General features: G+C 71.7%; 32 protein-coding genes. 10 read left to right on the top strand and 22 right to left on the bottom strand.

The window, feature by feature from the left end:
• Positions 1 to 4: 4 nt before the first annotated feature.
• Positions 5 to 1,324, top strand: a complete 1,320-nt coding sequence (locus ACT01A_RS14545; protein ID WP_445147805.1) for a lipase family protein — start codon at positions 5 to 7, stop codon at positions 1,322 to 1,324.
• A gap of 7 nt (positions 1,325 to 1,331) precedes the next feature.
• On the opposite strand, the gene ACT01A_RS14540 is transcribed toward ACT01A_RS14545, so the two are convergent.
• Positions 1,332 to 1,826 (bottom strand): GNAT family N-acetyltransferase, encoded by a 495-nt coding sequence (locus ACT01A_RS14540; RefSeq protein ID WP_445147804.1) that lies wholly within the window; start codon positions 1,824 to 1,826, stop codon positions 1,332 to 1,334.
• 23 nt (positions 1,827 to 1,849) lie between these two features.
• Here ACT01A_RS14540 and ACT01A_RS14535 point away from each other — a divergent pair, with 23 nt between their 5' ends.
• Positions 1,850 to 2,425 carry a helix-turn-helix domain-containing protein gene (locus tag ACT01A_RS14535; RefSeq protein ID WP_445147803.1) on the top strand — a complete coding sequence of 192 codons (576 nt, stop codon included), beginning with the start codon at positions 1,850 to 1,852 and terminating at the stop codon, positions 2,423 to 2,425.
• Positions 2,426 to 2,535: 110 nt separating this feature from the next.
• Positions 2,536 to 2,841, top strand: coding sequence for a hypothetical protein (locus tag ACT01A_RS14530; protein ID WP_445147802.1), 306 nt, complete (start codon positions 2,536 to 2,538; stop codon positions 2,839 to 2,841).
• Positions 2,842 to 2,942: 101 nt separating this feature from the next.
• On the opposite strand, the gene ACT01A_RS14525 is transcribed toward ACT01A_RS14530, so the two are convergent.
• From ACT01A_RS14525 to ACT01A_RS14515, 3 genes are all read right to left on the bottom strand, one after another.
• On the bottom strand, positions 2,943 to 3,317 hold the full coding sequence (locus ACT01A_RS14525; protein WP_445147801.1) for a hypothetical protein: 375 nt from the start codon (positions 3,315 to 3,317) through the stop codon (positions 2,943 to 2,945).
• 180 nt (positions 3,318 to 3,497) lie between these two features.
• Positions 3,498 to 4,742, bottom strand: a complete 1,245-nt coding sequence (locus ACT01A_RS14520) for an RNA polymerase sigma factor (RefSeq protein ID WP_445152831.1) — start codon at positions 4,740 to 4,742, stop codon at positions 3,498 to 3,500.
• A 41-nt stretch (positions 4,743 to 4,783) separates the two neighbouring features.
• Positions 4,784 to 5,146, bottom strand: a complete 363-nt coding sequence (locus ACT01A_RS14515; protein WP_445147800.1) for a YciI family protein — start codon at positions 5,144 to 5,146, stop codon at positions 4,784 to 4,786.
• 87 nt (positions 5,147 to 5,233) lie between these two features.
• Between ACT01A_RS14515 and ACT01A_RS14510 the strand changes: the two genes are divergently transcribed.
• Complete coding sequence (locus ACT01A_RS14510; protein WP_445147799.1) at positions 5,234 to 5,833, top strand: cysteine hydrolase family protein; 600 nt, start codon at positions 5,234 to 5,236, stop codon at positions 5,831 to 5,833.
• Positions 5,834 to 5,836: 3 nt separating this feature from the next.
• Here the strand turns inward: ACT01A_RS14510 and ACT01A_RS14505 are convergent, their stop codons facing one another.
• The 3 genes from ACT01A_RS14505 to ACT01A_RS14495 form a co-directional block, all read right to left on the bottom strand.
• Positions 5,837 to 6,406, bottom strand: coding sequence for a glycosyltransferase (locus tag ACT01A_RS14505; protein WP_445147798.1), 570 nt, complete (start codon positions 6,404 to 6,406; stop codon positions 5,837 to 5,839).
• Between the two features lie 82 nt (positions 6,407 to 6,488).
• Positions 6,489 to 8,339: an acyl-CoA dehydrogenase family protein gene (locus ACT01A_RS14500; protein ID WP_445147797.1), complete on the bottom strand. Its 1,851-nt coding sequence runs from the start codon at positions 8,337 to 8,339 to the stop codon at positions 6,489 to 6,491.
• An 18-nt stretch (positions 8,340 to 8,357) separates the two neighbouring features.
• Positions 8,358 to 9,167: an MBL fold metallo-hydrolase gene (locus tag ACT01A_RS14495; protein WP_445147796.1), complete on the bottom strand. Its 810-nt coding sequence runs from the start codon at positions 9,165 to 9,167 to the stop codon at positions 8,358 to 8,360.
• Between the two features lie 69 nt (positions 9,168 to 9,236).
• On the opposite strand from ACT01A_RS14495, the gene ACT01A_RS14490 reads away from it, so the two are divergent.
• Complete coding sequence (locus ACT01A_RS14490) at positions 9,237 to 9,860, top strand: TetR/AcrR family transcriptional regulator (RefSeq protein ID WP_445147795.1); 624 nt, start codon at positions 9,237 to 9,239, stop codon at positions 9,858 to 9,860.
• Between the two features lie 21 nt (positions 9,861 to 9,881).
• Here the strand turns inward: ACT01A_RS14490 and ACT01A_RS14485 are convergent, their stop codons facing one another.
• The 11 genes from ACT01A_RS14485 to lipB form a co-directional block, all read right to left on the bottom strand.
• Positions 9,882 to 10,085, bottom strand: coding sequence for a cold-shock protein (locus ACT01A_RS14485; RefSeq protein ID WP_445147794.1), 204 nt, complete (start codon positions 10,083 to 10,085; stop codon positions 9,882 to 9,884).
• Between the two features lie 188 nt (positions 10,086 to 10,273).
• Positions 10,274 to 11,383, bottom strand: coding sequence for an acyl-CoA dehydrogenase family protein (locus ACT01A_RS14480; protein ID WP_445147793.1), 1,110 nt, complete (start codon positions 11,381 to 11,383; stop codon positions 10,274 to 10,276).
• Between the two features lie 3 nt (positions 11,384 to 11,386).
• Positions 11,387 to 12,613, bottom strand: coding sequence for an acyl-CoA dehydrogenase family protein (locus tag ACT01A_RS14475; RefSeq protein WP_445147792.1), 1,227 nt, complete (start codon positions 12,611 to 12,613; stop codon positions 11,387 to 11,389).
• Positions 12,614 to 12,694: 81 nt separating this feature from the next.
• Positions 12,695 to 14,521, bottom strand: a complete 1,827-nt coding sequence (locus tag ACT01A_RS14470) for a diguanylate cyclase domain-containing protein (RefSeq protein ID WP_445147791.1) — start codon at positions 14,519 to 14,521, stop codon at positions 12,695 to 12,697.
• 95 nt (positions 14,522 to 14,616) lie between these two features.
• On the bottom strand, positions 14,617 to 14,823 hold the full coding sequence (locus tag ACT01A_RS14465; protein ID WP_445147790.1) for a DUF5615 family PIN-like protein: 207 nt from the start codon (positions 14,821 to 14,823) through the stop codon (positions 14,617 to 14,619).
• Complete coding sequence (locus ACT01A_RS14460; protein WP_445147789.1) at positions 14,820 to 15,239, bottom strand: hypothetical protein; 420 nt, start codon at positions 15,237 to 15,239, stop codon at positions 14,820 to 14,822. The genes ACT01A_RS14465 and ACT01A_RS14460 overlap by 4 nt, the downstream gene beginning before the upstream one ends.
• A gap of 59 nt (positions 15,240 to 15,298) precedes the next feature.
• Positions 15,299 to 16,210, bottom strand: a complete 912-nt coding sequence (locus ACT01A_RS14455) for a D-alanyl-D-alanine carboxypeptidase family protein (protein ID WP_445147788.1) — start codon at positions 16,208 to 16,210, stop codon at positions 15,299 to 15,301.
• A gap of 46 nt (positions 16,211 to 16,256) precedes the next feature.
• A complete protein-coding gene (locus ACT01A_RS14450) occupies positions 16,257 to 17,024 on the bottom strand; it encodes a rhomboid family intramembrane serine protease (protein ID WP_445147787.1) in 768 nt (255 codons plus the stop codon).
• An 18-nt stretch (positions 17,025 to 17,042) separates the two neighbouring features.
• Complete coding sequence (gene lipA / locus ACT01A_RS14445) at positions 17,043 to 18,038, bottom strand: lipoyl synthase (RefSeq protein WP_445147786.1); 996 nt, start codon at positions 18,036 to 18,038, stop codon at positions 17,043 to 17,045.
• 13 nt (positions 18,039 to 18,051) lie between these two features.
• On the bottom strand, positions 18,052 to 18,471 hold the full coding sequence (locus tag ACT01A_RS14440; protein ID WP_445147785.1) for a hypothetical protein: 420 nt from the start codon (positions 18,469 to 18,471) through the stop codon (positions 18,052 to 18,054).
• A 55-nt stretch (positions 18,472 to 18,526) separates the two neighbouring features.
• Positions 18,527 to 19,231, bottom strand: a complete 705-nt coding sequence (lipB, locus tag ACT01A_RS14435) for a lipoyl(octanoyl) transferase LipB (RefSeq protein WP_445147784.1) — start codon at positions 19,229 to 19,231, stop codon at positions 18,527 to 18,529.
• Positions 19,232 to 19,274: 43 nt separating this feature from the next.
• Between lipB and ACT01A_RS14430 the strand changes: the two genes are divergently transcribed.
• From ACT01A_RS14430 to ACT01A_RS14410, 5 genes are all read left to right on the top strand, one after another.
• On the top strand, positions 19,275 to 19,490 hold the full coding sequence (locus tag ACT01A_RS14430; RefSeq protein ID WP_445147783.1) for a hypothetical protein: 216 nt from the start codon (positions 19,275 to 19,277) through the stop codon (positions 19,488 to 19,490).
• A 55-nt stretch (positions 19,491 to 19,545) separates the two neighbouring features.
• A complete protein-coding gene (locus ACT01A_RS14425; RefSeq protein WP_445147782.1) occupies positions 19,546 to 20,172 on the top strand; it encodes a hypothetical protein in 627 nt (208 codons plus the stop codon).
• Between the two features lie 84 nt (positions 20,173 to 20,256).
• On the top strand, positions 20,257 to 21,033 hold the full coding sequence (locus ACT01A_RS14420) for a hypothetical protein (protein ID WP_445147781.1): 777 nt from the start codon (positions 20,257 to 20,259) through the stop codon (positions 21,031 to 21,033).
• 33 nt (positions 21,034 to 21,066) lie between these two features.
• Positions 21,067 to 21,297: a ribbon-helix-helix protein, CopG family gene (locus ACT01A_RS14415; protein WP_445147780.1), complete on the top strand. Its 231-nt coding sequence runs from the start codon at positions 21,067 to 21,069 to the stop codon at positions 21,295 to 21,297.
• Positions 21,291 to 21,635 (top strand): type II toxin-antitoxin system PemK/MazF family toxin, encoded by a 345-nt coding sequence (locus ACT01A_RS14410; RefSeq protein ID WP_445152830.1) that lies wholly within the window; start codon positions 21,291 to 21,293, stop codon positions 21,633 to 21,635. The genes ACT01A_RS14415 and ACT01A_RS14410 overlap by 7 nt, the downstream gene beginning before the upstream one ends.
• Here ACT01A_RS14410 and ACT01A_RS14405 read toward each other — a convergent pair.
• The 4 genes from ACT01A_RS14405 to ACT01A_RS14390 form a co-directional block, all read right to left on the bottom strand.
• Positions 21,632 to 23,041: an alpha-ketoacid dehydrogenase subunit beta gene (locus tag ACT01A_RS14405; RefSeq protein ID WP_445147779.1), complete on the bottom strand. Its 1,410-nt coding sequence runs from the start codon at positions 23,039 to 23,041 to the stop codon at positions 21,632 to 21,634. The two genes, ACT01A_RS14410 and ACT01A_RS14405, sit on opposite strands and share 4 nt — an antisense overlap.
• On the bottom strand, positions 23,038 to 23,922 hold the full coding sequence (locus ACT01A_RS14400) for a thiamine pyrophosphate-dependent enzyme (protein WP_445147778.1): 885 nt from the start codon (positions 23,920 to 23,922) through the stop codon (positions 23,038 to 23,040). The genes ACT01A_RS14405 and ACT01A_RS14400 overlap by 4 nt, the downstream gene beginning before the upstream one ends.
• Positions 23,923 to 23,959: 37 nt before the next feature.
• Positions 23,960 to 25,456: an aldehyde dehydrogenase family protein gene (locus tag ACT01A_RS14395; RefSeq protein ID WP_445147777.1), complete on the bottom strand. Its 1,497-nt coding sequence runs from the start codon at positions 25,454 to 25,456 to the stop codon at positions 23,960 to 23,962.
• A gap of 70 nt (positions 25,457 to 25,526) precedes the next feature.
• On the bottom strand, positions 25,527 to 26,738 hold the full coding sequence (locus ACT01A_RS14390) for a hypothetical protein (RefSeq protein ID WP_445147776.1): 1,212 nt from the start codon (positions 26,736 to 26,738) through the stop codon (positions 25,527 to 25,529).
• Positions 26,739 to 26,787 lie beyond the last annotated feature (49 nt).

Raw genomic sequence — 26,787 nt, 5'->3', positions numbered from 1 at the left:
ACCGATGCGTCTGCGTGCGCTGCTGGGTCTGTCGGTGTCGGTGCTGGTCTTGATGGCGACGGCCGCGACGGCTGGCGCTGCGCCATTGCCGCCGGGCCAGGATCCGTTCTACCGCTACGACGGCTCGACGCCGCTGGCGCAGATCGCGCCCGGGACGGTGCTGAAGAAGCGGACGACGTCGCTGCACATCGTCGGGATTCCGCTGCCGATCACGGCGGTGCAGCTCCTGTATCGCTCGACCGGTCAGCGTGGACAGGCGACGGCGAACGTGACGTCGATCCTCAAGCCGCTGGTCCCCTTGGGCGCGGCGCGGCTGGTCTCCTACCAGTCGTTCTACGACTCGCTGAACCCCGACGACGAGCCGTCGTATGCGATCTCCGGCGGCGGGCTGTCGATCGGCGGCGCGATTCCGCAGCTGGAGTCGGGCCTGGTCAAGCCGCTGCTGCTGGCGGGCTACACGATCGCCGTCCCCGACACCGAGGGCCAGGCCGCGGACTTCGCCGCCGGTCCCGAGTACGGCTACAACACGATCGACGGCCTGCGCGCGGCGGTCAACGCGTCGTCGTCCACGGGCGTCGGCGCCTCCACGAAGGTCGGCCTGATCGGCTACTCCGGCGGCGCGATCGCCACGGAGTGGGCGGCGGAGCTGGCGCCGTCCTACGCGCCGGACATCAACGCGCGGATCATCGGATCGGCGATGGGCGGAGTGCTGGTCGACCCGGCCCACAACCTGCACTACGTCGACGGCACGCCGATCTGGTCGGGCGTCCTGCCGATGGCGATCGTCGGCGTCGCGCGCGCGTTCGACATCAACCTGCAGCCCTACCTCAGCGCCCGCGGCGTCGAGGTCTACAACGCGGTGAAGAAGGCGTCGATCACCAACGTGCTCGGCCAGTACCCGGGCCTGACCTGGGCGCAGATGGCCAAGCCGGAGTACGCCCAGCCGGAGAGCGTGCCGGAGTACGTGCACGCCGCCAACCAGCTGATCATGGGGACGGCGGCCGGCTCCCCCACGCACCCGCTGTTCATCGGCCAGGGCGCGGCCGGCGAGCTGGAAGGCACGCCCGGCAACAAGCCGGGGATCGGCCGCGGCGACGGCGTCATGATCGCCGGCGACGTCCGCACGCTCGCGCGCCAGTACTGCGCGGCCGGGGCCAAGGTCCAATACAACCAGTACGACTTGACCAGCCACGTGACGAGCGCGATCCCGTGGCTTGGCGAGGCGGTGCCGTGGCTGACCGCGCGCTTCGTGGGCCTCCCGGCTCCGCAGAACTGCTCGTCGATCGCGGCCGGCAACGCGCTGGACCCGATCCCGGAGGGGTAGCGCTCCCCTACAACTTGCGCTGGACGAGCACGAGGTCGACCCATGCGCCGTCCTTGCGAGCGACCTCGGGCAGGCGGCCGACCTGGCCGAACCCGAGGCGCTCGTGCAGCGCGATCGACCCGGTGTTGGCGCCGTCGATCAACCCCACCATCATGTGGAAGCCGGCGGCGCCTGCGCGTTCGATGAGGGTCTGGAGCAGGCGCGTGCCGAGGCCGGCGCCCCGAGCGTGCGGCGCGACCATGATGGTGTGCTCGACGGTCGTCGCGTAGCCGGACGGTGAGGCCTTGAACCAGCCGAAGGAGCCGAGGGCGACGACACGGGCGGTGGCGGCGTCCCGCGCGACCAAGACCGGGAAGCCGTCAGCGCGGCGCTCCTCCAGCCACGCCGCGCGGTCCTCCAGCGTGACCGGGTCGTCGCGGTAGATCGCGGTCGTCGTGGCGATCACGTCGTTGTAGATGTCGACGATCGCGGGGAGGTCGTCGACGGTCGCGTCGTCGAACATGGCGATCACTATAGTGGACGCTTATGGCTACGCAAGTGGACGAGCGCTTGGCAGAGACGTTGCGTGCCGAGCGCGAAGGGCGCGGCTGGTCGATCGCGCAGCTCGCCGAGCGGTCGGGCGTGAGCAAGGCGATGATCTCGAAGGTCGAGCGCGGGGAGGCGAGCCCGACGGCGGCGCTGCTCGGGCGCCTCTCAGGCGCGCTGGGGCGGACGCTGTCGGAGCTGCTGGCCAGCGCGGAGTCCGGTGACGCCGCCACGTCCGCGCCGCGCCTCCTGCGCCGCGCCGACCAGCCGACCTGGCAGGACCCCGACTCCCGCTACCGGCGCCGCGCCGTCTCGCCGTCCGGCTCCGCGGTGCAGGTCGTCGAGGTCGAGCTGCCGCGCGGGGAGTCCGTGTCCTACCCGGCCGACTCCTACACCTTCATCGAGCAGCAGATCTGGGTGCTCGGCGGCACGCTCACGTTCACCGAGGGCGCTATCGAGCATGCCCTGCAAGAGGGCGACTGCCTGCGCCTGGCCGACCAGCCGCAGCCGTGCACGTTCGCCAACCGCGGCCGCGCGACGGCGCGCTACGCGGTGGTCATCTCACGGCGCTCTTAGCGCCCCTCCGGACCAACTAAGGCCTCTCTCGCACCACCTAAGGCCTCCCCGCCGCCAACCCGCACCGTTCCCCCGATGCGCCCGCCCGGCCTCAGCTCCACCATGGACCCATGACCTCCACCAGCACGATCCTCCTCCAGCAGGCGACGTCCGCCGACGACGCCGCGCTGCGCGACCTCGCCCAGCTCGACTCCGCCCGGCCGCTCGCCCGTCCGGCCGTGCTTGCCATCGTCGACGGCCGCCTCATCGCCGCGGCCTCTGTCTCCGACGAGCGCATCATCGCCGACCCCTTCGCGGACACCACCCAGGCCGTCCGCATGCTCCGCCTCCGCCTCACGGAGATCTCCGCTCGCCGCCACGGCAACCCCCGCTTCCGCGCTCCGCGCCTCTCGCTGCGCCCGCGCGCGGCGGTCTAGCCCCCATGCGACGCGACGTGTGGCGCTCGCGAGGAGCTCGCCCGCTTCGGCACGCCGCCGGATCCCCGGCCGGCGGCGCGCCGCGGGCTGCGTCACGCCATCTATGCCCCGGCTGAGGAAGGGGCGATGGCGTCCTGGCAGGCGTGGCCGAGAGCGAAGAGCAGACGCTCGGCGCGGGTGGCGATCTCTTCGTCGGCGTCGAAGACGACGAGCAGGCGGTGCTCGCGGCAGAACTCCAGCGGTACGCCCGAGAAGCGGCGCATCCGGCGCCCGATCTCGTAGCCGGAGAGGCCCGTGCCGCGCACGTCGATCAGCACGCGCTCCTCGCCACGGCGCGTTCCGGGTCGTGGGTCGTCGACCACCGACAGCCCCGGCAGCCGGCCGATTCGCGTCCGCAGGAGCGCCAGCGACGCCGCCCGCCCATCGATCGTGAACCGCTCATATGCCGCGAACCGCTCCGGGAAGAAGGTGCTCATGCCTCTCTGGCGTGATTCCCGGGCGAACGATGGTCCCTTCCACGGCACGACCGGTGAACGCTCACGCGCCAGTAGCGCTCAACCTTGCCCAAAGTCGATGAACGCCAAGGGCCCGGAATCTGGGGCCATGCGACATGAAGCGGAACGTCGCGAGGGAGGGTGGGGCGGTGCGCGCGGCCGTCAGCATGCCGCGGCGCGCAGCGCCGCCGCGCGGCCATCGAGGTAGTGCCGCTCCGGCAGCGACGTGGTGCGGCGGGCAGCCTCCTCGTAGGCGGCCAAGGCGCCGAGGGCGTCGCCCGCCAGCTCGAGCAGGTGCGCGCGGACGGCGACGGGGCGGTGGGAGGTGGGGAGGGCGGCGGCGACGTCGTCCAGAAGCGCGAGGCCGGCGGTCGGGCCGTCGGCCATCGCGACGGCGACCGCGTGGTTGAGCGACACCATGGGGTTGCCCGGCAGCAGCTGCATCAACAACCGGTACAGCGCGACGATCTGACGCCAATCGGTCTCCTCGCCCGACGGCGCCTCGGCGTGGACGGCGGCGATCGCGGCCTGCACTTGGTAGGGCCCGACCGGGGCGTGCGCCAGCGCGTCGGTCACCAGCGCGATGCCCTCGTCGATCTCGGCGCTCGTCCAGAGCGACCGGTCCTGCTCGGCCAGCGGGATCAGCGCGCCGTCGGCCGTCGTGCGCGCCGGACGGCGGGCGTCGGTCAGCAGCATCAGCGCCAGCAAGCCCGCGACCTCGCCGTCGTCGGGCAACTGCGCGCGCAGGAGCCGCGCCAGCCGCACCGCCTCGGACGTCAACTCCACGCGCGCCAGGCGCTCGCCCGACGACGCCGCGTAGCCCTCGTTGAACATCAGGTACAGCACTTGCAGCACCGCGCGCAACGCGGCGTCGCGCACCGCGCCTTCCGGCGGCATCGCAAACCGCGCGCCCGTACCGCGGATCGTCGCCTTCGCGCGCGAGATCCGCTGCGCCATCGTCGCCTCGGGCACCAGGAACGCGGACGCGATCTCCGCGGTGCTCAGTCCGCCGACCGCCCGCAGCGTCAGCGCGACCTGCGACGGCCCCGACAGCGACGGATGACAACAGAGCATCAACAACGCGAGCGAGTCGTCCTCGGGCGCGCGCGCCGCAGTGCCGGCGGCAAGCGGCGGCTCCAGCGCCGCCGCGCCCTCCTCCCGCGCCCGCCGCGCCGACTCGCTGCGCCATGCGTCCGTCAGCCGCCGGCTGGCGACCGTGACCAGCCACGCCCGCGGGTCGTCCGGCACGCCCTCGTCCGGCCACTGGCGCGCCGCTGCGATCAGCGCCTCTTGGACCGCGTCCTCGCACGCGTCGAAGTCGCGCGGGTAGCGCCGCGCGAGCACGCCGAGGACCCGCGGCGCGAGATCGCGCAGCAGCGGCTCCACGGACGCGCCCGCGCGGCGCACGGCGGGCGACGGCGGCGCGCCCTCGCCGCCGCCCGCGTCGCTCACATCTCCTCCCCGCCCGGCGACATGAGCGGCCGCACCTCCAGCGGCGTGAACCGCGAGGACGGAAAGCGCCGGGCGATCTCCCAGGCGCGCTCGGGCGTCTCGCAGTCGACGAGGATGAAGCCGCCGAGGTGCTCCTTGGCTTCGGCGAACGGGCCGTCGGTCACCGCGGGCGCGCCGTCGACGACGCGGATCGTCCGCGTCTGCGACGGATCGGCCAGCGCCTCGGTCATCACGAGCTCGCCGGAGTCGGTGATCTCCTTGAGCAGCACGTCCATCTCGGCCATCAGCTCGGTGCCGTCGGGCCCCGAGAAGCGCTCGCGCGACTGGGCGTTGTCGTAGATCAAGATCAGGTACTTCATGTCGGCTAGGCCTCCGGTTCGGTGGGGATGTTCAGACCTAGGTCGGAGCCGGGCGCGGCGTCTCGACATCGGTACCGTCGAACCATCATGGCCGAGCTGACCGTCCCGGACATCCCGATCACGCCGCGCGTCGACCTCGAGCCGGAGACCACCGCGCTGGTCGTCGTGGACATGCAGAACGACTTCGTCAGCGACGGCGGCGCGCTCCAGGTGCCCGACGCGCAGGCGACCGTCCCGGCGATCGCCGACCTGCTGCGCCGCTTCCGCGTCGCCGGCGCCCGCGTCGTCTTCACCCAGGACACCCACCGCGACCCGGATCCGGAGTTCGCGATCTGGCCGCGCCACGCGGTCGAAGGCACGAACGGCCACGCGATCGTCGACGACCTCCACCCACTTCCGGACGACGTCGTCCTCCAGAAGCCGCGCTATGACGCGTTCTACGGCACGCCGCTGGACCACCTGCTGCGCCAATGGGGCATCAAGACGCTGGTCATCTGCGGCACGGTCGCCAACATCTGCGTCCACTACACGGCCGCGTCCGCCGCGCTGCGCTGGTACGACGTCGTTATCCCCCGCGACGCCGTCTCAGCCCTGGACCCCTTCGACCTGGCGGCCTCGCTGCGTCAGACGACCGCGCTCTTCAACGGCCGCGTCACCGCTCGCGGCGCGGACATCGCCCTCGCGTAACGCTCAGACCGCGCGAGTGACCAGCCGCGGCTTGCCGCCGAGCAGCCGCCGCAGCTGCGGGTGGAACAGGTCGCCGTCGGCCATCCGGTCGACGTCCTCGCGCGTCAGCACCTCGCGGTGCAGCACGACGATCGGCGTGTGCTCGTCGATCACGACGTCCGGCAGCGGGTGCATCCGCAGCGCCGCCGCCATCTCCAGCAGCGCGCCCGCGATGCTCGGGCCGACGTCGGCGTGGACGACCGCGACGAACGGCGCCAGCCACGCGTGCTCGCGGAACCCGCGCTTGACGCTGCCGCCGTGCCCGACGCGCTCCTCGTTGACCAGCAGCCGCAGGCGCCGACCGTAGGACTGGCGCAGCGTCCGGACCACGTCGGCGGTCCCGTCGGTCGACGCGTCGTCGACGACCAGGACCTCTCCGACGATCCCCGCGGTGTCGTCGAGCAGCGCGCGCAGCGTCGGGGCGATCGCGTTTACCGCGTCGCGTGCCGGGACGATGACCGCCACCCCGGGCAGCGAAGGAGCCGCGGCCTCGTCGGCGCGGATGAAGCGGGGGTGCGGCGTGGTGACGGCCATGAGCCAACATCTACACCGCGCCCCGACCGTGCCGCCAGAGCCAGGCGGCACGGTCGAGATCCCTCAGCGTTGCCCCGCGGCACTACGAGGACGAGAGGTCGAGGATCCCCTCCTCGTCCCAGGTGAACTTCCCGTCCAGCACGTCCTGGGCGACCGCGTACGCCGCGTCGTCGTCGTTGTCGAAGACCTCGGCGAATAGCACGTCCGCGCGCCGCCGTGCCTGGCGGCAGAACAGGTCCGCGAGCGCGAGCGCCTCGGCGGCGCGCTCGGGCTGCTCGCGCTGGAGCGTCTGGGCGTAGACGACGGCGCTGGCGATCGCGAACAGCTCGGCGCCGATGTCGACGATCCGCCCGAGCACCGACTGCTTGCGCTCCAGCTTGGCCTGGTAGCGGCCCATCGCGTAGAACGTGGTCCGCGCCAGCTTGCGCGAGCCACGCTCGACGTAGCGCAGGTGCGTCGCCAGCTCGCCGAACTCCGAGAACGAGGAGGGCTTCAGCCCTTCGCCGACCACGAGCTGCGGCAGCCACTTGGAGTAGAACTTCGCCGCCGCGACGCCGGCCTTGGCCTTGTCGCCCAGCGCGGTCTCCGGCTCCAGGATGTCGCCCGCGACCGCCAGGTGCTGGTCGACGGCCTCGCGCGCGATCAGCAGGTGCATGATCTCGGTTGAGCCCTCGAAGATGCGGTTGATGCGCATGTCGCGCAGCAGCATCTCGGTGGGGATCGGCTTCTCCCCGCGCGCCTTCAGCGACTCCGCGGTCTCATAGCCGCGCCCGCCGCGGACCTGCACGAGCTCGTCGACGACCTTCCAGCCGATCTCCGACCCGTACAACTTGCCGATCGCCGCCTCGATGCGGATGTCGCGCTGCTTGTCGTCCGCCATGCGCGAGCAGACGTCGAGCATCGCCTCGAGGCCGAACGACGACGCCGCGATGTAGGCGATCTTCTGCGCGACCGCGTCGTGCTTGCCGACCGGCTGGCCCCACTGGACGCGCTCGGCCGACCACTCGCGCGCGATCTTGGTCGCCAGCTTGGTCGAGCCGAGGCAGATCGCCGGCAGTGCCAGGCGCCCGGTGTTGAGGGTCGTCAGGGCGATCTTCAGCCCCTGGCCCTCCTTGCCGATCAGGTTCTCGGCCGGGACGTGGACGTCCTTCAGCACGGTCACGGAGTTCTCAATGCCCTTGAGTCCCATGAACGCGTTGCGGTGCGCGACCGAGATGCCCTCGGTGTTGTAGTCCAACACGAACGCGCTGATCCCGCCGCGGTGCCCGTCGGACTTCGGCACCTTGGCCATGACGACCACGATGTCGGCGATCGCGCCGTTGGTCGCCCACAGCTTGGTGCCGTTCAGGACGTAGCCCTTGCCATCCTCGGTCGGCGTCGCGGTCGTCCCCACGCGCGCGGGGTCGGACCCGACGTCCGGCTCGGTCAGCAGGAACGCGCTGATGTGGTCGGTGGCGACCTTCGGCAGCCACTCCTGCTTCTGCTCCTCGGAGCCGAAGTGCAGCAGCGGCTCGGCGACGCCGATCGACTGGTGCGCGCTCAGCAGCGCGCCGAGCGACGAGTGCACCGACCCCACGAGCGTCAGCGCGCGGTTGTAGTACACCTGCGACAGCCCGAGCCCGCCGTACTTGGTCGGCACCTTCATGCCGAGCGCGCCGAGCTTCTTGAGCCCGTCGATGACGGTCTCCGGGATCTTGGACTCGCGCTCGATCTCTAGCGGGTCGACGTGCTCGCTGAGGAACGAGCGCAAGTCCTTCAGGAACGCCTCGCCCTTCTCCACGGCGGCGGGGTCGAGCTGGGGCTGAGGGTGGATCAGGTCAAGCTTGAGGTTGCCGAGGAAGAGCTCCTTGCCGAAGCTCGGCAAGTTCCATTCGCTCTCACGGGCATCCTCAGCGACCTGGCGTGCTTCGCGTTCGGTGACATCGGTGGCCATGCTCCATTGACTACCCGGTCAACGCAGCGGACGTGCGCCCTCTGTGACGAGGTTCTCACCTGGCTCCAGGACGCGGAACGGCACGCCGGCGGCCTCGGCCTCGCGCGCGAAGGCGCCCGCGGGGTCATCGACCTGGGCGTAGGTCGGCGGCGCATGGATCGCGTCGTAGTGGATCGGGATCGCCAGCTTGGCGCCGAGCAGCTGCGCGGCGGCGACCGCCTCGACGGGCGTGAGGACCGCGTTAAACGGCGACGCCGGCTGGCGGTGGGGCAGCGAGACGATCGCGCCGTTGATCGGCAAGAACGAGACGTCGGGCTCGCCGAGACGCATCCGGATCTTCCACCAGGAGCCGTGGAAGAGCGTGTCGCCGTGGTGCGAGACGCGGGTCCCGTCGGCCTCCACGACCCAGCCGACCTGCGGGTCCCCGAAGCCGTCGACGGCCGGGATCGCGGTCACCGCGAACGCGCCAACACGCACGGTCTCCCACTCGCGCACGAAGCGCTGGCGCACGCCGAGCTCGACCAGCCGCCGCTCGGCGGGGAGGGTCGCGGCGATCTCCAGGAACTCGCCGGTGTCGGGCGCGGGGCGCAGCAGAACGCCGTCGTCGGCCAGCGTCGCGGCGATCGCCTCGGGGTCGCAGTGATCGTCGTGGAGGTGGGTGACGAGCGCCAGGCGCGCGCCGCCGGCCGTCGGCGCGGGCAGCTCGGTCAGCGCGTCGCCGATGAACTGGCGCATCGCGTCGGGGCGCGTCCACACGTCGATCACCGCCCGTGCGCCGTCCTCGGCCTCCAGCTCGACGCCCGCCCAACCCAGTCTCCTGATGTTCATGGCCGGCCATTTAACGACCGATCGGTCGCCAAGTCAATAGCGACCGGTCGATCGCTAAGATTCGTGGCCATGCCCCGCCGCTCGCAAGCCGATGCCGCGAAGACGAAGCAGTCGATCGTGGCGCGTGCCGTCGACCTCGCCTCGGTCGAAGGCCTCGAAGGCCTCACGATCGGCCGGCTGGCGACCGACCTGGAGATGAGCAAGGCCGGCGTCCTGGGCCACTTCGGCACAAAGGAGGAGCTGCAGCTGGCAGCGCTCAACGGTGCCGCCGCGATCTACCGGCGCGAGATCTGGGAGCGGGCGCACGCGGTCCCGGCCGGCCAGAAGCGCCTGTTGGCGATCGCCGACGCGTGGCTGGACTACCTCGGTCGCGACGTCTTTCCCGGCGGCTGTTTCGTCACGGCGGCGTCGTGCGAGTTCGACGACCGGCCCGGCCGCGTGCGCGACGCGGTCGTCGCGATGCACCAGCTCTGGACGGACGTCTTGGCGCGCGAGGCCAAGCAGGCGATCAAGGACGGTGACCTGCCCCGCGGGACCGACCCCTATGACATCGCTTTCGGCCTCAACGCCATCGCCATGGGCGTCAACCAGGCGCGGCACTTGATGCACAACGACGACGCGCCCGCGCGCGGCTGGCGTGCAATGCGCACGATCCTGGCCGCGCCGCGGGCGCGTCGGAAGTACCTCAACTAAGCGCCGAGGTTCGAAGCGCGCTTAGACCGGGCGCACCTCGACGGCCTTCGGGCCCTTGGCCCCGGCCTCGGTGCTGTACTCCACGCGCGCGCCTTCCGCGAGGGTGCGGAAGCCGTCGGCCTGGATGTCGCTGTGATGCACGAAGAGGTCCTTGCCCGACTCGTCGGGGGTGATGAAGCCAAACCCCTTCTCGTCGCTGAACCACTTCACGACGCCCTGTGCCATCTGTGTCTCTCTCCTACGTTTGGGTGGTGTGCTGCCAGACGCGGGAGGTGCTTCGAGACAACCAACTGCGACGCCAACACGCTGCTCTGAGGCCGGTCGAGCAAGCTCACCGGCCCTATCGCGCGGCACCGTAGCAACCAAAAGGGCCGGTGGGAAGGGTTTCCCACCGGCCCGATCGGTTTGTTCACTCAGGCTGCGAGAAGCCTTTCGGCCACGCGATCGGTCGCGTCGCCGTGGCCGCCGACCAGCCGGCGGGTCAGCTGCGCGCGCCGGAAGTACAGCGGGGCGTCATGTTCCCAGGTGGCGCCGATGCCGCCGTGGACGTTGATGTTGGACCTGGTTGCGAAGTCGAGCGCACCGCCCGCGGCCGATCGCGCGGCGCTCGCGGCCAGCGGCCACTCGCCCGGCTCGTCGGCTCGCGCCCACCCCGCGTAGAACAGCAGCGACCGCGCGTTCTCCAGCCGCCGCAGCACCTCGGTCAGCTCGTGCTTGATCGCCTGGTAGGACCCGATGGGGCGCCCGAACGTGAAGCGCTCCTTCGCGTACTGGACGCTCATCTCCAGCGTCGTCTGCACGGTGCCGACCGCCTCGGCGGCGATCAGCGCCTGCGCGACGTACCAGGCGTCGGCCGCCGCGTCGGGCGACACGGACAACAACTTGCCCGGCGCGTCGGCCAGCGTGACGTGCGCCACGGCGCGCGTCACGTCGTAGCGCACGACCTGCTCGACGGTCACGCCAGGCGCGCTGGCCTCCACGACCGCGACCGTCCCGTCGACGCCCACGACGACCAGCAGGTCGGCGCCCGGCGCGTCGGGCACGTAGGCGGCGCGACCGGTCACGCGGACGTTGTCGCCGTCGCCCTCGATCACCGGCGCGGCGGGCCGTGCGGCGCCCGGACCGTCCACCGTCCAGTTGGGCTCCAGGTCACCCGGCGGGCGCGTCGGAATCCACACCGGGCGGACCTCGCCGGAGGCGATCGCCTCCAGGCCGTCGTAGGACGCCGCGTCCAACAGCGCCGTCGCCGGCAACAACCCCAAGAACGGGACCGGCGCCAGCACGCGGCCCAGCTCCTCGGCCACCAGCATCGCGTCAAAGACGCCCAGCCCGGCGCCGCCGCCCGCCTCGGACACCAGCAACCCGGACCAGCCGGCCTCACGCGCGGAGGGCCACAGGTCGGGCAGTTCCTCCAACCCCTTGTCCTGTGCCTCGCGCGCCGCCTCGATGATCTTGAAGCGCGACACCGTGCCGCGCGCGGCCTCGCGCAGGAACTCCTGCTCGTCGGTCAATGACAAGTCCATGGCCTACGCCACTGCCCCTTCCTTCTCCTTGGCGCGGAGTTCGGAGAACGGGATGCCCTTGTCCAGTCGCGGCTCCGGCGGCAGGCCGAGCACGCGCTCGCCGATCGTGTTACGCAGGATCTGCTCCGTGCCGCCCGCGGACTTCAACCCGGGCAGGAACGAGATCATGTAGGCCCACTCGGAGTCGTCCTCGTCCAGCGCGTCGGGCCCGAGCACGTCGGCGATCAGGTCGCCCGCGGCGATCGCCGCGTTGACCGTCGTCACCTTCGCCAGGCCGGACTCCGGCCCCGGGATCTGCCCCTGGGACAGCGCGGACAGCCCGCGGTAGGACGCAAAGCGCAGCGCGAGCAGCTCGGTGCCGATCTCGCCCAGCGTCTTGCGCACCGTCTTGTCCTTGCGCGCGACCGGGTCGGATCCGATCGCCGCCGCGAAGCGCGCCGCGTCATAGCCGAAGCCCTGGGAGCCCAGGCCGATCGTCAGCCGCTCGAACATCAGGACGGTCAGCGCCGTCGCCCAGCCGTTGTCGACGCCGCCGACCACGTGCTCGGCCGGGATCCGCACGTCGTCGAAGAAGACCTCGTTGAACTCCGCCTCGCCCGAGATCTGCCGCAGGCCGCGGACGGTCACGCCCGGAGCGCTCATGTCGATGATGAACATCGTCATGCCCTTGTGCTTGGGCAGGTCGGCGTTGGTCCGTGCGAGCAGCAGGCCGAAAGACGAGAACTGCGCGTTGGTCGTCCACACCTTCTGGCCGTTGAGCACGAACGAGCCGTCGTCCTGAGCGACCGCGCGCGACTGCACCGCTGCCAGGTCCGAGCCGGCCGCGGGCTCGCTGAACATCTGGCACCAGACCTCGTCGCCGTGCAGCATCGGCCCGAGGTGGCGCTGCTTCTGCTCCGGCGTGCCGTGCGCGATCAGGCACGGCCCGAGCATGCCGAGGCCGATGACGTCCAGGACGCCCGGCACCTGCGCTCGGGCGAGCTCCTGGTTGACGATCACCATCTCGATCGGGCCCTTGCCCTGGCCGCCGAACTCGACCGGCCACGTCGTGCCGGCCAGCCCGCCCTCGGCGAGCTTGCCCTGCCACGCGCGCCGCGCGGCGAGGTAGCTCGTGTCTTCTGCGCCCGCGCGCGTCGAGCGCACCGGCGGCGCATCCGCCTTGTTGGCCTCGAGCCAGCTGCGTACCTGCTCCCGGTATGCGGCCTGCTCGGGCGTGTCGTTGAGATCCACGCTCTCTGAGTCCTCCTAATTGGCTGACCAGCCAGTCGGTAGGAGGCGGACTCTAGAGCACGCGTCGAGTCGTAATGCCGGTCAGGCCACGCGGACCTGGTCGCGCCCTTCGTCCTTGGCGCGGTAGAGCGCGCGATCGGCGCGCTCGATCAGGGCCGACGCGTCCTCCGCGCCATCCCAGGCGGCGATGCCCGCCGAGCAGGTCTGCTGCGAGGGCGTCAGTTGGCGTAGGCGGTCGATCAGCGTGGCAGCGTCGGAGGCCGCGCAGCCCGGGAGGACCACGACGAACTCCTCGCCGCCGAAGCGGGCCAGCGCGTCGCCGGTGCGCAGCGCGCTGCTCCACGCGGCGCACGCGCCCTTGAGGAGCTGGTCGCCGGCGGCGTGTCCGTGGCCGTCGTTGTAGGCCTTGAAGTGGTCGAGGTCGAGGATCGCCACCGACACCGGCAGCCCGCGCTGGCGCGCGTTGAGCAGCGCCAGGTGCAGCTCGTCGTCCAGCGCGCGGCGGTTCAGGACGCCGGTCAGCGCGTCGGTGCGCGACTGCTGGGCCAGACGGGCGACCAGCGCGGTGCGCGAGAGCGCGGTCGACGCCTCGTGGGCCAACAACACCAACAAGCGGCTGGTGCGGTCGCCCAGCTCGTCGCGCAGCGTGCGCCAGTAGACCATCAACACGCCCACGCAGCGCCCGTCGAGCAGGATCGGCTGCGTGGCGACCGAGCGCGCGCCGTGCCGGGAGGCCAGGAGCCAGCCGGAGGTCTCTGCGTCGGCGACGAAGACCGGCGTGCCCGACGTGTAGGTCTCGAGCGCCAGCGACTTCGCGCCTGGCTCGACGCGCACGTCGCGCAGCTCCGCGGCGCTGGCGCCGGAGGTGATCAGGCCGCCGTCCTCGTGCGGGACGAGCAGGACCGCGTGGTCGGCCTCGGCCATGCGGCAGGCGGCGTCGCAGAGCTGGTCGCGGACGAGCGCGTCGTCCAGGCCACGCGCCAGACGGCTCGTGACCTCGGCCAGCACGGCCAGCGCGGAGGTCTCCTCGCGGCGCTCGCGGTCGCGCTCGAGCCGCTCGCTGATGTCGCGCAAGAAGACGTGGAGGCGGACGTCGCCGTCGTGCTCGGTCGCGCCGATCGTCAGCTCGACCGGGACGTGGTGGCCGTCGCGATGGCGCGCCGGGGCCTCCAGCACGCGGCCGGAGACGCCCTCCTCGCCGGCGCGGGCCAGCATCGCGTTGATCGCCTGGCGCAGGCCGTCGGGCACGATCGTGTCGGTCACGCGCAGGCCGATCAGGACGTCGCGCTCCCAGCCGAAGAGCGTCTCGGCGGCGGTGTTCATCTCCAGGACGCGGCCGTCGGGATCGATCCGCAGGAACGCGTCGGGCGTGTGCTCGATGATCGCCTGCAACTCGGCCTGGCGCTCGGCGGCGACGATCTGCTGGCGGCGGACCTCGACGTGCGCGGAGACGGCGGCAGCCAGCGCGCGCAGCGTCTCGCGCTCGCCCTCGCCGAACGCCCGCGGCTGGGGGTCGATGACGCAGAGCGTGCCGATCTTGTGGCCGTCGGCGGTGGTGACCGGCGCGCCGGCGTAGAAGCCGACGCGGCCGCCGGTGACCAGCGGGTTGTCAGCGAAGTCGGGGTCGGCCGCGGCGTCGTTGATCACCCACGGGTCGGCGTCGTGGCCGATCGCGTGGGCGCAGAAGGCAATGTCGCGCGGGTCCTCGTCGCCGTGCTTGAGGCCGACGCCGGCCTTGGTCCACTGGCGGTCTGAGTCGATCAGCGACACCGCGGCGATCGGCGTGCCGAGCAGGCGCGCGGCCAGCTCGGCCAGCGCCTGGTAGGCCGGATCGGCTTCGGAGTCCAGCAGGCGCAGACGGCGCAGAGCGCCGAGGCGCTCGGTCTCGTTCGCGGGAATCGGCGGCAACAGTCCCATCGTCCTGCGTAGTCGGTTGCGCACGGCGCGCGTCGAGGGCGCCTGGACGACTGGCCTAGCAGCGTTTGTTCCTTGAGCGCGCCCGCTTAGAGCCAGTCCTCGATGTGCAGTGGGCGGAAGTCACGCACGTTGTTGGTGACCACCGCTCGCTGCTGTGACCGTGCGAGGTCGAGGACCTCGGGGTCGGAGAGCTCGGCGTGCGCAGAGGCGGCGATGGCCTGCACGTCGTAGCCGCGGCTGTGGAGGAGCTCCGCGATGACGGGCGAGAGCATCTCGTCGAGGAGGAGCTTCACCGCGCAAGCGCGGCCTGTCCCGCGGCCCAGGCTGCGCGGGCCTCTTCGGCCATGAGCTCGTTGTCGGCGATGAGCTCGTCGACCTCGCTCGTGTACGCGCCGTAATAGGCGACTGCCGCCTGAAGGAGCCCGAGCGGCATCTGTAGGTACTCGGCCGCCTCGTGAAGGTCGTTGTCGTTGTCGCGGATGGTCGCGATGACCTCCCAGACGTCCTTGCCCGTGCCGACCAGGCGGGCCCGCCGGCCTGCGGGACCATCGACAAAACGAACGAGCGGGTGCTCGTCCATCCGCAGCCCCTCCTCGACGTAGCGCTGAGCAAGCGTGCGTGGCGGCAGGTTCACGCGCTTTGCTCGCGACCCCAGTCGCTCGATGGTCGCCTCTCCGAGGCGCAAGCTCATGGGGTTCGTCTTGCTCATGAGAGCACCGTAACACGCTGTAGCACGGCGCGCTACGAGGAATTGCGCGGGAGCCGCTACTAGCCGAGCGCGGTGAAGCCGCGCTCGAAGAGCTTCTTGGCCTGGTCGCCCGGGTTGGGCGAGTGCAGGAGCACGACGCCGAGCCGGTGGCCGTTGCGCTTGACGGCCGCGACGAGGCACATGCCGGCGGCGTCGGTGAAGCCGGTCTTGATGCCCAGCGTGCCGGCGTAGTTGGTCTTCAACAGCGGGTTGTGGTTGTAGAGGTAGAGCTTGCCGCCCTTGATCGGGAACGGCAGGACGGCCTGGCGGCGGCTGACGATCTTTGCCAAGCGCGGCTCGTCGAGGACCGCGCGGGCCTCGACCGCGAGGTCGGCGGCGCACGAGTGGTTGCCGCGGTCGGTGAAGCCCGACGGCGTCGAGTAGCGCGTGCAGGTCAGGCCCATGGCGGCGGCGCGCTGGTTCATCAAGCCCACGAAGCCGGGCACGGTGTGGTCGGGGGAGGCGCGCTGGGCGAGCGCGATCGCCGCGTCGTTGCCCGATGGCAGCAGCAACCCGTACAACATCGCGCTGACCCCGACCCACTTGTTCTTGGGCAGGACGCCGACGCCGGAGCCCTGGTAGGCCAGCGCCTCCTTGGTGATGCGGACCTTCGAGCCGTCCGGCACGCGGTCGGTCACCACCAGGCCGGTCATCATCTTGGTCACGCTGGCGATCGGCAGGATCCGCGTCGGATCCTTGCGCCAGAGGACCTTGCCGGTGTCGAGGTCGAACAGCAGCCCGGCGCGCGGCGGCTTGCCGAACTTGATCGAGACGAGGTCCTGCGTCCCGGTCAGCGCGAGCGTCAACGGTGACGTCGCCGCCGACGGCGCGACCGGGCCGTTGGCCGACTGCAGCGGCGCGTCCGGCGCGCCGGAGTCCGGCTTGGAGGTCTTGGTCGAGGACCCCGACGACCCGCACCCGGCGACCAGCAAGAGCGAAATCAGGAGGGCGGTGTTCCGCGCGACGGCCCGCACGCCGTCAGACCACCGCGCTCTGTGGCCGGCCGTTGTTGTAGGCCGGGTTCTGGCGGTGCGCGAAGACCCGGATCGCCAGCAGGCCGAACGCGAAGCCGCCGATGTGGGCGAAGTAGGCGACGCCGCCGCCGTCGCCCGCCGGGTCCGTGAGGCCGGCGGCGCCGAAGGCGATCTGCTCCACGAACCAGATGCCGAGCACGACCATCGCGGGCAGCTCGACGAGCGTGAAGAAGAAGATGATGAAGATGACCGTCAGCACTCGCGCGCGCGGGTAGAGCAGGATGTAGCCGCCCAGGACCGCGGCGATCGCGCCGGACGCGCCGACCAGCGGGACGGCGTTCTCGGAGCCGCTGGCGATCAGCGTCTGGCCGGCGAGTGCGGCGATGCCGCCAACGAGGTAGAAGACGATGAACTTGATGCGGCCCATCGAGTCCTCGACGTTGTTGCCGAAGATCCACAGGAACAACATGTTGCCGGCGAGGTGGATGACCGAGCCGTGCATGAACATCGACGTGAACGCGGTGACGATCACCGAGGGCTGGTCCGGGACGCCCTCGCCGCAGGCGATCGAGTTGCCCTGCACGATGCACTGCTGGCCGGGGTGCTTGATCTCGTAGGGGATCCAGCCGTAGTCGACGACGTTGGCGTCGGAGGGTCCGTTGAGGATCCCGCCCTTCTGCCACAAGAAGTAGGCCAGGACGTTGATGATCAGCAACGCGACCGTGACGATCGGGAACGTCGTCGTCGGGATGTTGTCCTTGAGCGGGAACACTGCGCGCGGGGCGCGAGACTACCCGGCGGTGGCGGCGAGCGGGCCGGTCCCCGGCTCGGCCTGCGGGACGTGCTCGTCGGCGTGGTAGGACGAGCGCACCAACGGCCCGGCGGCGACGTGGTCGAAGCCCATCTCCATGCCGGCCTTGGCGATCGCGTCGAACTCGTCGGGGTGCCAGTAGCGGACCAGCGGCAGGTGGCGCTCGGTCGGGCGCAGGTACTGGCCGATCGTGATGACCTGGACGTCCTTGGCGCGCAGCTGCTGGAGCGCGTCGACCATCTCGTCGAAGGTCTCGCCGAGGCCGACCATCAACCCTGACTTGGTCGTGACGGCGTCGCCGCCCAGCTCCTTGGCGGTCTGCAGGACGCGCAGCGAGCGCTCCCACGTCGAGCCGCGGCGGGCGATGGGGTAGAGGCGCGGGACGACCTCGACGTTGTGGTTGAAGACGTCAGGCCGCTCGGCGATGACCTTCGCCAGCGGCATGTCGAGGCCCTGGAAGTCCGGCGTCAGGATCTCGATCTTGGTGTTCGGCGACTGCCGGCGGATCTGGCGGATGACGCCGACGAACGCGTGGGCGCCCTTGTCGGGCATGTCGTCGCGGTCGACGCTCGTGATGACCGCGTGGCGCAGGCCCATCCGGGCCACCTGGCGGGCGACGCGCGCGGGCTCCAGCGGGTCGTTCCAGGTCGGCTTGCCGGTCTTGACGTGGCAGAACCCGCAACGGCGGGTGCACGTGTCGCCGAGGATCATGAAGGTCGCGGTGCCGCGCTCCCAGCAGTCCCCGATGTTGGGGCAGGCCGCTTCCTGGCAGACCGTGTGGAGGTTGTCGTCGGCGATCTTGGCCTTCAACTCGCGGTACTTCGGCCCGCCGGGCATGGGGACCTTGAACCACTTCGGCTTGCGCTCGCGGATGTCGAGGACGTCGGGCCCGAGGACCTTCAGGACGTCCATGCCGCCGGGGTTCGCGCGGGAGCGGGTCTTGTGCTCGCGCTTCGTGGTCGGTTCAGCGGCCATCGCCGCTGCAACGTTAGCGGGCGCGGACGAGGTCCACGCTCGCGCGCGTGAGCGCGACGAGGGCGAAGACGAAGAGGCCGAGCTGCAGGGCCGCGTGGTCGCGCGCGCCGCCGTCCCAGGTGATCGCGGCGGTCAGCGCGGCGGCGAAGGCGAGGTTGGAGGCCAGCGGGCCGGTGAGCAGGATCGCGGTCGCGCGGCGCTTCGAGGCCGACGGCGCGTGGAGGCACTCGCCGCCCCAGAGCCAGCCCTTGGTCGCGCCGATCATCAGGCGCCCGACGCGGACGGTGCGGACCGTGCGGCCGGAGCCGAGCAGGACGCAGACGCGGCCCTTGGTCAGCGCGAGCGCGGCGGCGGCGCGGCCCAGTTCGTGCAGGAGCGCCGCCGGGATCGTGGCGGCGACGATGACGAGGAGAAGCGGGAGCGGGCCGTCCATGGCCCGTCTGGCATCGGACCATGGCGCCGTGGTCTTGACGCGGGCGGCGACTTGATCAGACGACCGTCGAGGGCGCGGCTGCCAGCGCCTTCTCCAGCCGGTCGCGCGTGACCAGGCGCTGGCGTTCGCCGAGCGCGTCGGCGAGGCCGTGGGTCACGCGCTTGCGCACGCAGTCGATGCGGCCGCGTCTCGCGGTGAGGCGCTCGACCGAGGTCATCGCGACGCCGCCCAGGCCGCACGGGACGATCCAGGTGAACGGCTCCAGCGTCGTGTCGTCGATGTTGATGGACAAGCCGTGCATCGTGACGCCGTGGGAGATGTGCAGGCCGATCGAGCCGATCTTGTCGTCGCCGACCCAGACGCCGGTGAAGTCGCGGCCGTCGGCGGCGCGGCCGCGGGCTTTCGTGATGCCCTCCTCGCGCAGCGCGGCGACCATCGCGTCCTCGAGCTGGCCGACGAAGCGCATGACGTCGTCGATCTTCACGATCGGGTAGGCGATCAGCTGGCCGGGGCCGTGGTAGGTGACCTTGCCGCCGCGGTCGACGTCGACCACGTCGATTCCATGCTCGGCGTACCAGGCGTCGCCGAACGGCAGCTCGGCCGGGTCGGAGCGGCGCCCGCGCGTGTAGACGGGATCGTGCTCCAGCGTGAGGATCGTGTCCGGGATCAGGTCGTGCCGGCGCGCGGCGCGGAGGCGCTGCTGGAGGTCGAGCGCCTCGCGATACGGGACGCGTCCCAGGTGCACGCTCCACAGATCCATGACCGACGATGGTAGAGGCCGTCCGGCGGGTAGCGCGCGGTGTATGGCCGACACCATCACGTTGCTGCCCAAGGACGACGACGGCGCACGCATCCTGGACGAGTTCGAGCAGCAGACCGAGCTGTCGCCCGCTGACGACGACGGCGACGCCCGCGTCTACGAGCTCGAAGGCGACGACCACCAGGTCGAGATCGTGCAGACGCTGACCGACATCGACCCGGAGTGGACGGAGCACATCGCGCTGGAGATGCCGGCGTAGCGTTCCGCTCGCTCACGGCGCGGCGCCGCGCCTGGCGCGTGGCACACTCGGGACGATGGCCGCCGACCGCCGCGCCCCGCTCGCCCAGTGGCGCACCCGCCTGCGCTGGCGGTTGGCCGGCGCGTGGCAGTGGCCGGCGTTCTTCGCGTTGACCGCCGTCGACGCGGTCGTGCTCTCGCGGCTGCCGTTCGCGGGCGGCCGGTCGACGCTGATCGGGTCGATCCTGGCGGCGGGGTTGTTGAACGTGATCGTGCTGGCCGTCGTCCCGCGGCCGGGCGGCTGGCTGCTGCGCCGCCGCCGTCCCGACCTCCCGCGCGAGATCGCCGCCGACTTCGCGGGCACGGCGGGGCTGGTGGCGTTGTGCCTGATGTTGGTCGTGGGCGGGGTCTTGCACCGCCCGGCGCTGCACGAGGACGACGCGGCGCTGGCGACCGCGACCTCCAGCGCCCGGGCCTACGCGTCCCACAACGCTCCGGGCGAGTACCGGCCGCTGCACGGCGAGGACACGTGGCGGTCGGGCCAGAGGCTCTTCCGGACCTGCTTCGAAGGCCCGGACCCGCGCCGCGACTACTGCGTCTTCGTGCGCCTGGACGAGCCCAACCCCGTCGTCCGGCTCGACCGCGACCAGCGGCCGAACGCGACGGTCGCCGGGCCGGGGAACCCCGGGCGCATCGGCGGCTGAGTCCAAACCACATTGGACCGGTTTTCGAGGTTGTCAGGCAATTGACATCAAGGAACGTTCGGGCCTTACCGATGTGGGACCGGGATGCGCTACTTGCGGGCATTTGCGGGCGTGGTGGGGGCGTCGGGATCGCTGATCGCGGCCGGTGGCATCGTGCTCGCGATCTTCTCCACCGGCCTGGCCTTCCACGGCTGGCCCGACATGCGCGACCCGTCGGCCCGCGCGACCCAGGGCGCGACTGAGCTCGCCGCCCAGCCCCGGACCGGCGCCGCGCTGCGGGCCGGCGACGAGGTCGGGGTGAGCACGCTGCCGACGGTGCCCGTCTCAGACGGTCCCGACGCCGCGGTGGCTACGCGTCGCACGACCCGGCACGCCAGGGCCAAGCACGCGCCCGCGCGCGATCGCGGCTCCTCGACCGACGCGACCTCCTCGCCTGGCACGGCCCCGGGCGCCTCGACGCCGCCGTCCTCGTCGGGGTCGACGCCGTCGGCATCCGCGCCGGCCGGCGCGAGCGATCCCTCGTCGTCCTCCTCGCCCTCGTCTGCTGCCGACACGTCGTCGAGCCAGTCGCCGTCGAAGCCCTCGACGCCGACCACGCCTTCAACGCCGTCGACCCCTTCAGCGCCCGCGCCCTCAAGCGTCACCGACGCCGCCGCCCAGGCCGTCGAGAACACGACCTCCGCCGCCGGCGCCGCCGTCTCCTCCGCGACCTCCACGGCCGCCGACACCGTCAAGCCCGCCGCACCCGCCGTCGCCGACACCGTCACCGCCGTCGGCCAAGCCGTCGACAACACCGTCACCCAGGCCGGCCAGGCCGTCGGCGGCATCCTCTCGGGCCTCGGCGGCGCGAAGGGCAAGTAGCGGCGACGGTATAACTCGGTTATACTCGGCGGCATGAAGACGGCGATCTCGATCCCGGACGTCACCTTCGCGCGGGTCGACGCGACGGCGGCGCGCCTCGGTGTGTCGCGCAGCGAGTTCTTCACGCGTGCCGCAGAGCGCTGGCTCAACGACCTCGAGGGCGCCGAGACGACCGCAGCGATCGACGCCGCGCTCTCTGGCGAGCAGGACACGGCGTTTGTCGAGCGCGCCGCGCACGACCTCGCCGCTGACGTCGACTGGTGATCGTCCGCGGCGAGATCTGGTGGGCGGACCTTGGCTTGCCGCGTGGATCCGCTCCCGCGCTCCGGCGTCCCGTGCTGGTGGTCAGCGATGACCGCTACAACCGCTCTACGCTGCGCACGGTCACCGTGGTCGCATTGACCTCCACGACCCGGCTTGCCGCTCTGCCGGGCAACGTCGCGATCCCCGCTGACGTCTCCACGCTGGACCGCGACTCGGTCGCGAACGTCACACAGCTCGCGACGATCGACCGCGCCGCCCTCGAGGAGCGCATCGGTGCTTTGCCACAGTGGGTCATGACGCAGGTCGATGACGGCCTGCGCGGCGCGCTCGCGCTTTAGTTCGCCGCCACGCGCTCGCGGAGCGATGCGAAGAGGGCGGGGCCGTCGGTGGCTGCGGCGAGGTGGAGCGTGAGTGGTGCGACGTGGCGGATTGTCACTGCGCCGTCGGCGACGGTGGGGCGGGTGGCGATGGGGCCGAGGGTGAGGGTTGCGGGTGCGGGGCCGGGTGCGGGTTGACCCAAGATGATGGTGTCGCCCTCAGCGATGATGATCGCGGTCTCCAGGAGCGGCTCGACGGCGTCGGCGAGCAGCGCGGCGAGTGACCCGGAGGATCTCCGGCGCGCCGCGAGCAGCCCTTCGACGTCGACCGGCGCGGTGGTGGTGAAAGCGGGAGCGGTGGCGGCGAAGGTGGGCGCGTCGGCGAACGAGGTGTCGCCGGGGTCTGCGATGGCGTCGCTCGGCTCGACGACCACGGCGGTGTCGTCCTCCTCCGCCGCGCCCCGCCCCACGAGGGCGCGCGCGGCGGTGACGATGCGGTCGAGGCTCGGAAGCGCGGCGGCTTCAAGGGCGGCGGCGTAGGGGGTCGGCGCATCGGCGCCGGTGACGCGCTCGATCGCGATGGAGCGGGGCAGGAGCGCGGAGAGGGTGGCGGTGATGCCGCCGGCCGGTGGGCCTTCCTCGATCAGGATCGCCGCGCCCGTGGAGGTCGCGGAGGCGCGCACGGTCTCGTCGTCGAGCGGGCGCAGCGAGCGGAGGTCGATGACGGTGGCGTGGATCTCCTCCTCGGCCAGGCGATCGGCGGCGCCCAGCGCCAGGTCGACCATGCGCGAGGTGGCGACGAGGGTGACGTCGGCGCCGGTGCGGCGCACGGTGGCGCCGAAGGTCGATGCGGCCGCGTCGCCCGGAGGAGGCGGCGGCGGCCCGACCGTGTCATACAACAAGGTGTGCTCCAGCAGTACGACCGGGTCGTCGGTGGCGATCGCGGCGCGGAGCATCGCTCCAGCATCAGCCGGGGTCGCGGGGGCCCAGACGGTCAGTCCTGGGATGTGATGCAACAACGCCTCGACGTTGCTGGAGTGCACCGGCCCCAGGCGCGCGCCCGCGCTCTGCGGCATCCGCAGGACGAAGGGCGCGTGGACGCGTCCGCCGCTCATCGCCCGCAACGGTGCCGCGTGATGGGCGAGCTGGTCGTAGGCCAACCCCGCGAAGGTCGCGGTCGTCAGCTCGACCACCGGTCGCATGCCGGTCATCGCCGCGCCGATCGCGACGCCGACGATCGCGGCCTCCGACGACGGCGCATCCAGGATCCGGCCGGCGCCGAAGTCCTCCAACAACCCGGCGGTCACGCCGTAGGCCCCGCCGCGCACCCCGACGTCCTGGCCGAGGACGATCACGCGCTCGTCGTCGCGCAGCGCCGCGCGCAACGCGGACCGCAGCGCCTCGCGGTAGGTGACCTCGCCGCTCACGTCGCGACCTCGACGGCCGCCTCGGCCTCCGCGGCGGCGACCGCCACCACCAGCCGATCGCGGATCCCCGCGCCGATCGCCTCGCGCTCGTCCTCGCTCAGCACGCCCTCCGCCACCAGCCGCTCCCCGAACGCGGCCACCGGATCCACGGCGCCGTCGCCCGCGCGGCGCACGACCGCCTCCACCAGCGTCGGCCGCCGCTCGTCGCGCGCCCGCCGCGCGGCTTCGGCCACGCTCGCGCGCACCTCTACGGGATCGACGCCGGAGCACTTCAGCCCCGCCACGCCTGACGCCGAGCTGCGCTGGAACAGGTCGGTCACCGACGGCTCCGGTCCGTCCCACGCCAGGTCGTGGGTCACGAGGAACACGACCGGCAGCGACCACGTCGCCGCCAGCGCGAGCGTCTCGGCGAATACGCCCTCGGCGGTCGCGCCGAGCGTCAGCTGGCACAGCGCGACGCCCTCGTAGCTCTGCGCAGCGAAGCTCAGCGCCACGCCCGCGCTCAGCGGCGCGTGCCCCGCCGGGATGCCGAAGCCGCCGTACAGCCCGCGGTCGGGGTCGACCACGTGCGTCGAGCCGCCGGCACCACCCGAAACCCCGGACGGCTTTCCGAGCAGCTCGGCGAAGACGCGGGCCGGATCCGTCCCCCGCGCCAGCGCCCACGCGTGCGCGCGAAACGTCGTCAGGACCGCGTCGCCCGGGCGCAGCGCGCGCGCCGCGCCGACGACCACCGCCTCCTCGCCGCGCGCACCGTGCAGGAACCCCGCCACGGCACCCGAGGCGTACAACTCGCTTGAACGCTCCTCGAAGTGGCGTATCAGGAGCATCGAGGTCCACCACTCCTTGGCCGTCGCGGCGTCGGGAATGGGGAGGGCGGCCATCGCGCGGCAGCGTACCGCGCGATGGCCGGCTACCGGGTCAGAGGAGCGTCACGACCGACTTGACCTCCGTGTACAGCTTCAGCGCCTCGGCGCCCATCTCGCGGCCCCAGCCGGACTCCTTGTAGCCGCCGAAGGGGAGCGCCGCGTCGAACACGTTGTAGCAGTTGACCCACACCGTTCCGGCGCGCAGCGCCTTCGCGGTGCGGTGGGCCTTGGACAGGTCCTGGGTCCACACGCCGGCTGCCAGACCGTAGTTGGTGTTGTTGGCGTCCGGCGGCAGGCCGCCCTTCTCGAACGGCCGCACGGTGACGACCGGGCCGAAGATCTCCTCGGCCTCGACCTTCATCTGCGGGTTGGTCCCCGCGAGCACCGTCGGCTCCACGAAGTACCCGCGGTCGCCGTGGCGCTTGCCGCCGGCGACCGTCTCGGCGCCCTCGGTCTCACCGCTCGACAAGAACCCGCAGACGCGGTCGAGCTGCTCCTGACTCACCAGCGGCCCCATCTGCGAGTTGGGGTCGATGCCCGGTCCCACGGTGATCCCACGGGCGTGGTCGGCGACGCCGGCCACGACGTCGTCGTAGATCGACTCCTCCACGAACAGCCGCGAGCCCGCCGCGCAGCACTGCCCGTGGTTGAAGAAGATCGCGTTGGCGGCGCCCGGGATCGCGGTCTCCAGGTCGGCGTCCGCGTAGACCACGTTGGGGGACTTGCCGCCCAGCTCCAAGGACACCTTCTTGAGGTTGCCGGCGGCTGCGTTCAGGATCAGCCGGCCGACCTCCGTGGAGCCCGTGAACGCGACCTTGTCGACGTCCGGATGCGCGGCCAGCGGCGCGCCGGTCTCTTCGCCGAAGCCCGTCACGACGTTGACGACGCCCGGCGGGATCCCCGCCTCCAGGCACAGCTCGCCGAGCCGCAGCGCGCTCAGCGGCGTCTGCTCGGCGGGCTTGAGAATCACGCAGCAGCCCGTCGCCAGCGCCGGCCCGAGCTTCCACGCGGCCATCAACAACGGGAAGTTCCAGGGGATGATCTGGCCGACGACGCCGACCGGCTCATGCAAGGTGTAGGCGTGCCACTCGGCGCCCGGCATGTAGGGGACCGAGATCTGCAGCGTCGACCCACCGCTCTTGGTCGTCCAGCCCGACATGTAGTGGAAGAGGTCAGCGGCCAGCGGCACGTCGGCGGCCTTGGCGATCGCCAGCGGCTTGCCGTTGTCCAGGGTCTCCAACGTGGCGAGCTCGTCGCCGTGCTCGAGGATCAGGTCGCCCAGCCGGTGGATCACGCGGCCGCGCTCCGAAGGCGACATCGTGCGCCACGGCGAGCTCGGGTCGAACGCCGCGCGTGCGGTCTTCACGGCGCGGTCGATGTCCTCCGACGAGCCGCGCGGGACCGTCGCCAGCACCTCGCCCGTGGCCGGGTCGTAGGTCTCGAAGGTCTGGCCGGACGCCGCGTCCACCCAGTCCTTGCCGATCAGCATCTGGTGGTGCCGTGCGACGAAGTCGCGTGCGTGCTGGTCGATCTGTGCGTCGAGCGCCATGGACTGCCTCCTCCGTAGTGGGACTTGGCGCGACGCTACGTCGGTGGGGGTTGCAACTGGGTTGCGAGGCTCAGCAGCTTGGCGCGTCGTCTCGCTGGCGCTTCCAGATCTGCGCGACGTCGGCGACGCGCGCCTCCAGCTCCTCGTCGGGCACAACGCCCTGCAGGAGCATGCGGTAGCGGTGGATGGCCGCCTCGTCCCTGCTCTCGGTCATCGTGGCGGCGCCCGTCCGCAGGTCTTTCTGATCCTCGTACTGCTGCGGGGACCGCAGCAGGTTGTGCAACGCGTCGAAGGCCATCCCGAGCTCGTCGGGGAGCACGCCGCCGTTGGCCTCCTTCGCTGCGCGGGCCGGGCGCCCGAGCTTGGCGTGGACCTCGATCAAGAGCCACTGGAGGTCTGCGCGCCGCAGCCGGCGCAGGATGCGGCTGACCTCGTCCTGGTGGCGCAGCCAGGCGGGGCCCTGCTCGAAGCCGTAGGTCGCCGAATCCGGCAGCGACTTCCCGGTGTGCCGAAGCCCGGCGGTCAGATAGCCAAGCGACGCGTGCAGCCACCGCTTGCCGTCGGCGGTCTGGGCGGCGTCCTGGATCGTCGGGAGATTGTGGTCGTCACGGGCGATCAGCGCGAGCGCGATGGCCGGCCCTTCTACGAGCCACAGCCGCTGGGTCTCGTAAGGGCCGAGGTCGTCGACGAACGTCACCAGGGAGCACCGGCACAGGCTGTCGAGGACGCCCGCGGCCGGCTTGCCCTCGACGAGCCACTGCACCCTGGTGTTGGCGACCGCGCCGGGCTGCTCGTCGGCGTCTTCCCCGGAGGCCAGGTGGTAGGCCATCGTCCGGACGGCGGTCACGCCCATCAGTTGCAGCCGCGACCACATCAGGTGGCCGGTCAGGCCGTGCTCGTCATCCTCCGGGAGGGCGATAGCGGTCGTCAGCGCGAGCGGGCTGCTCTTCCGCAGCTTCGCGAGATCCGTGATCAGGGGAAGGGCCTCGTGGGGCGCCTGAGCGGTGATCAGCAGGTCCTGGGCGTGGGCGATGAGCCTGGTCAGCTTCTGGGGAAGGTCCCCGATGGTCGCGGTCTTCGGGAGCCCGCGAGCGACCTTGGACGTGTGAGGAGAGGCTGCCGGGTCATCGGGATGCCGGGCCAGCAGTGCGTCGGCCAGCAGCGGCCGCCCGCAGCGCGCGGAGATCCACGCCCGGAGCTCTGGGAGCGGCGTATCGTTCAACAGCAGGAACCAACCGGAGGGATCGGAGCCCAGGTGGAGCTGTGTGAACGGGGTTGCCACGACTCTCACAAACCGCGGCGAGTTGACGTGATGTGACATCGATCAATGT

The organism is Baekduia sp. Peel2402 (genome assembly GCF_052567285.1).
Note: the sequence above shows the minus strand (reverse complement) of the source record. Positions and strands in the feature narration are given on the sequence as shown.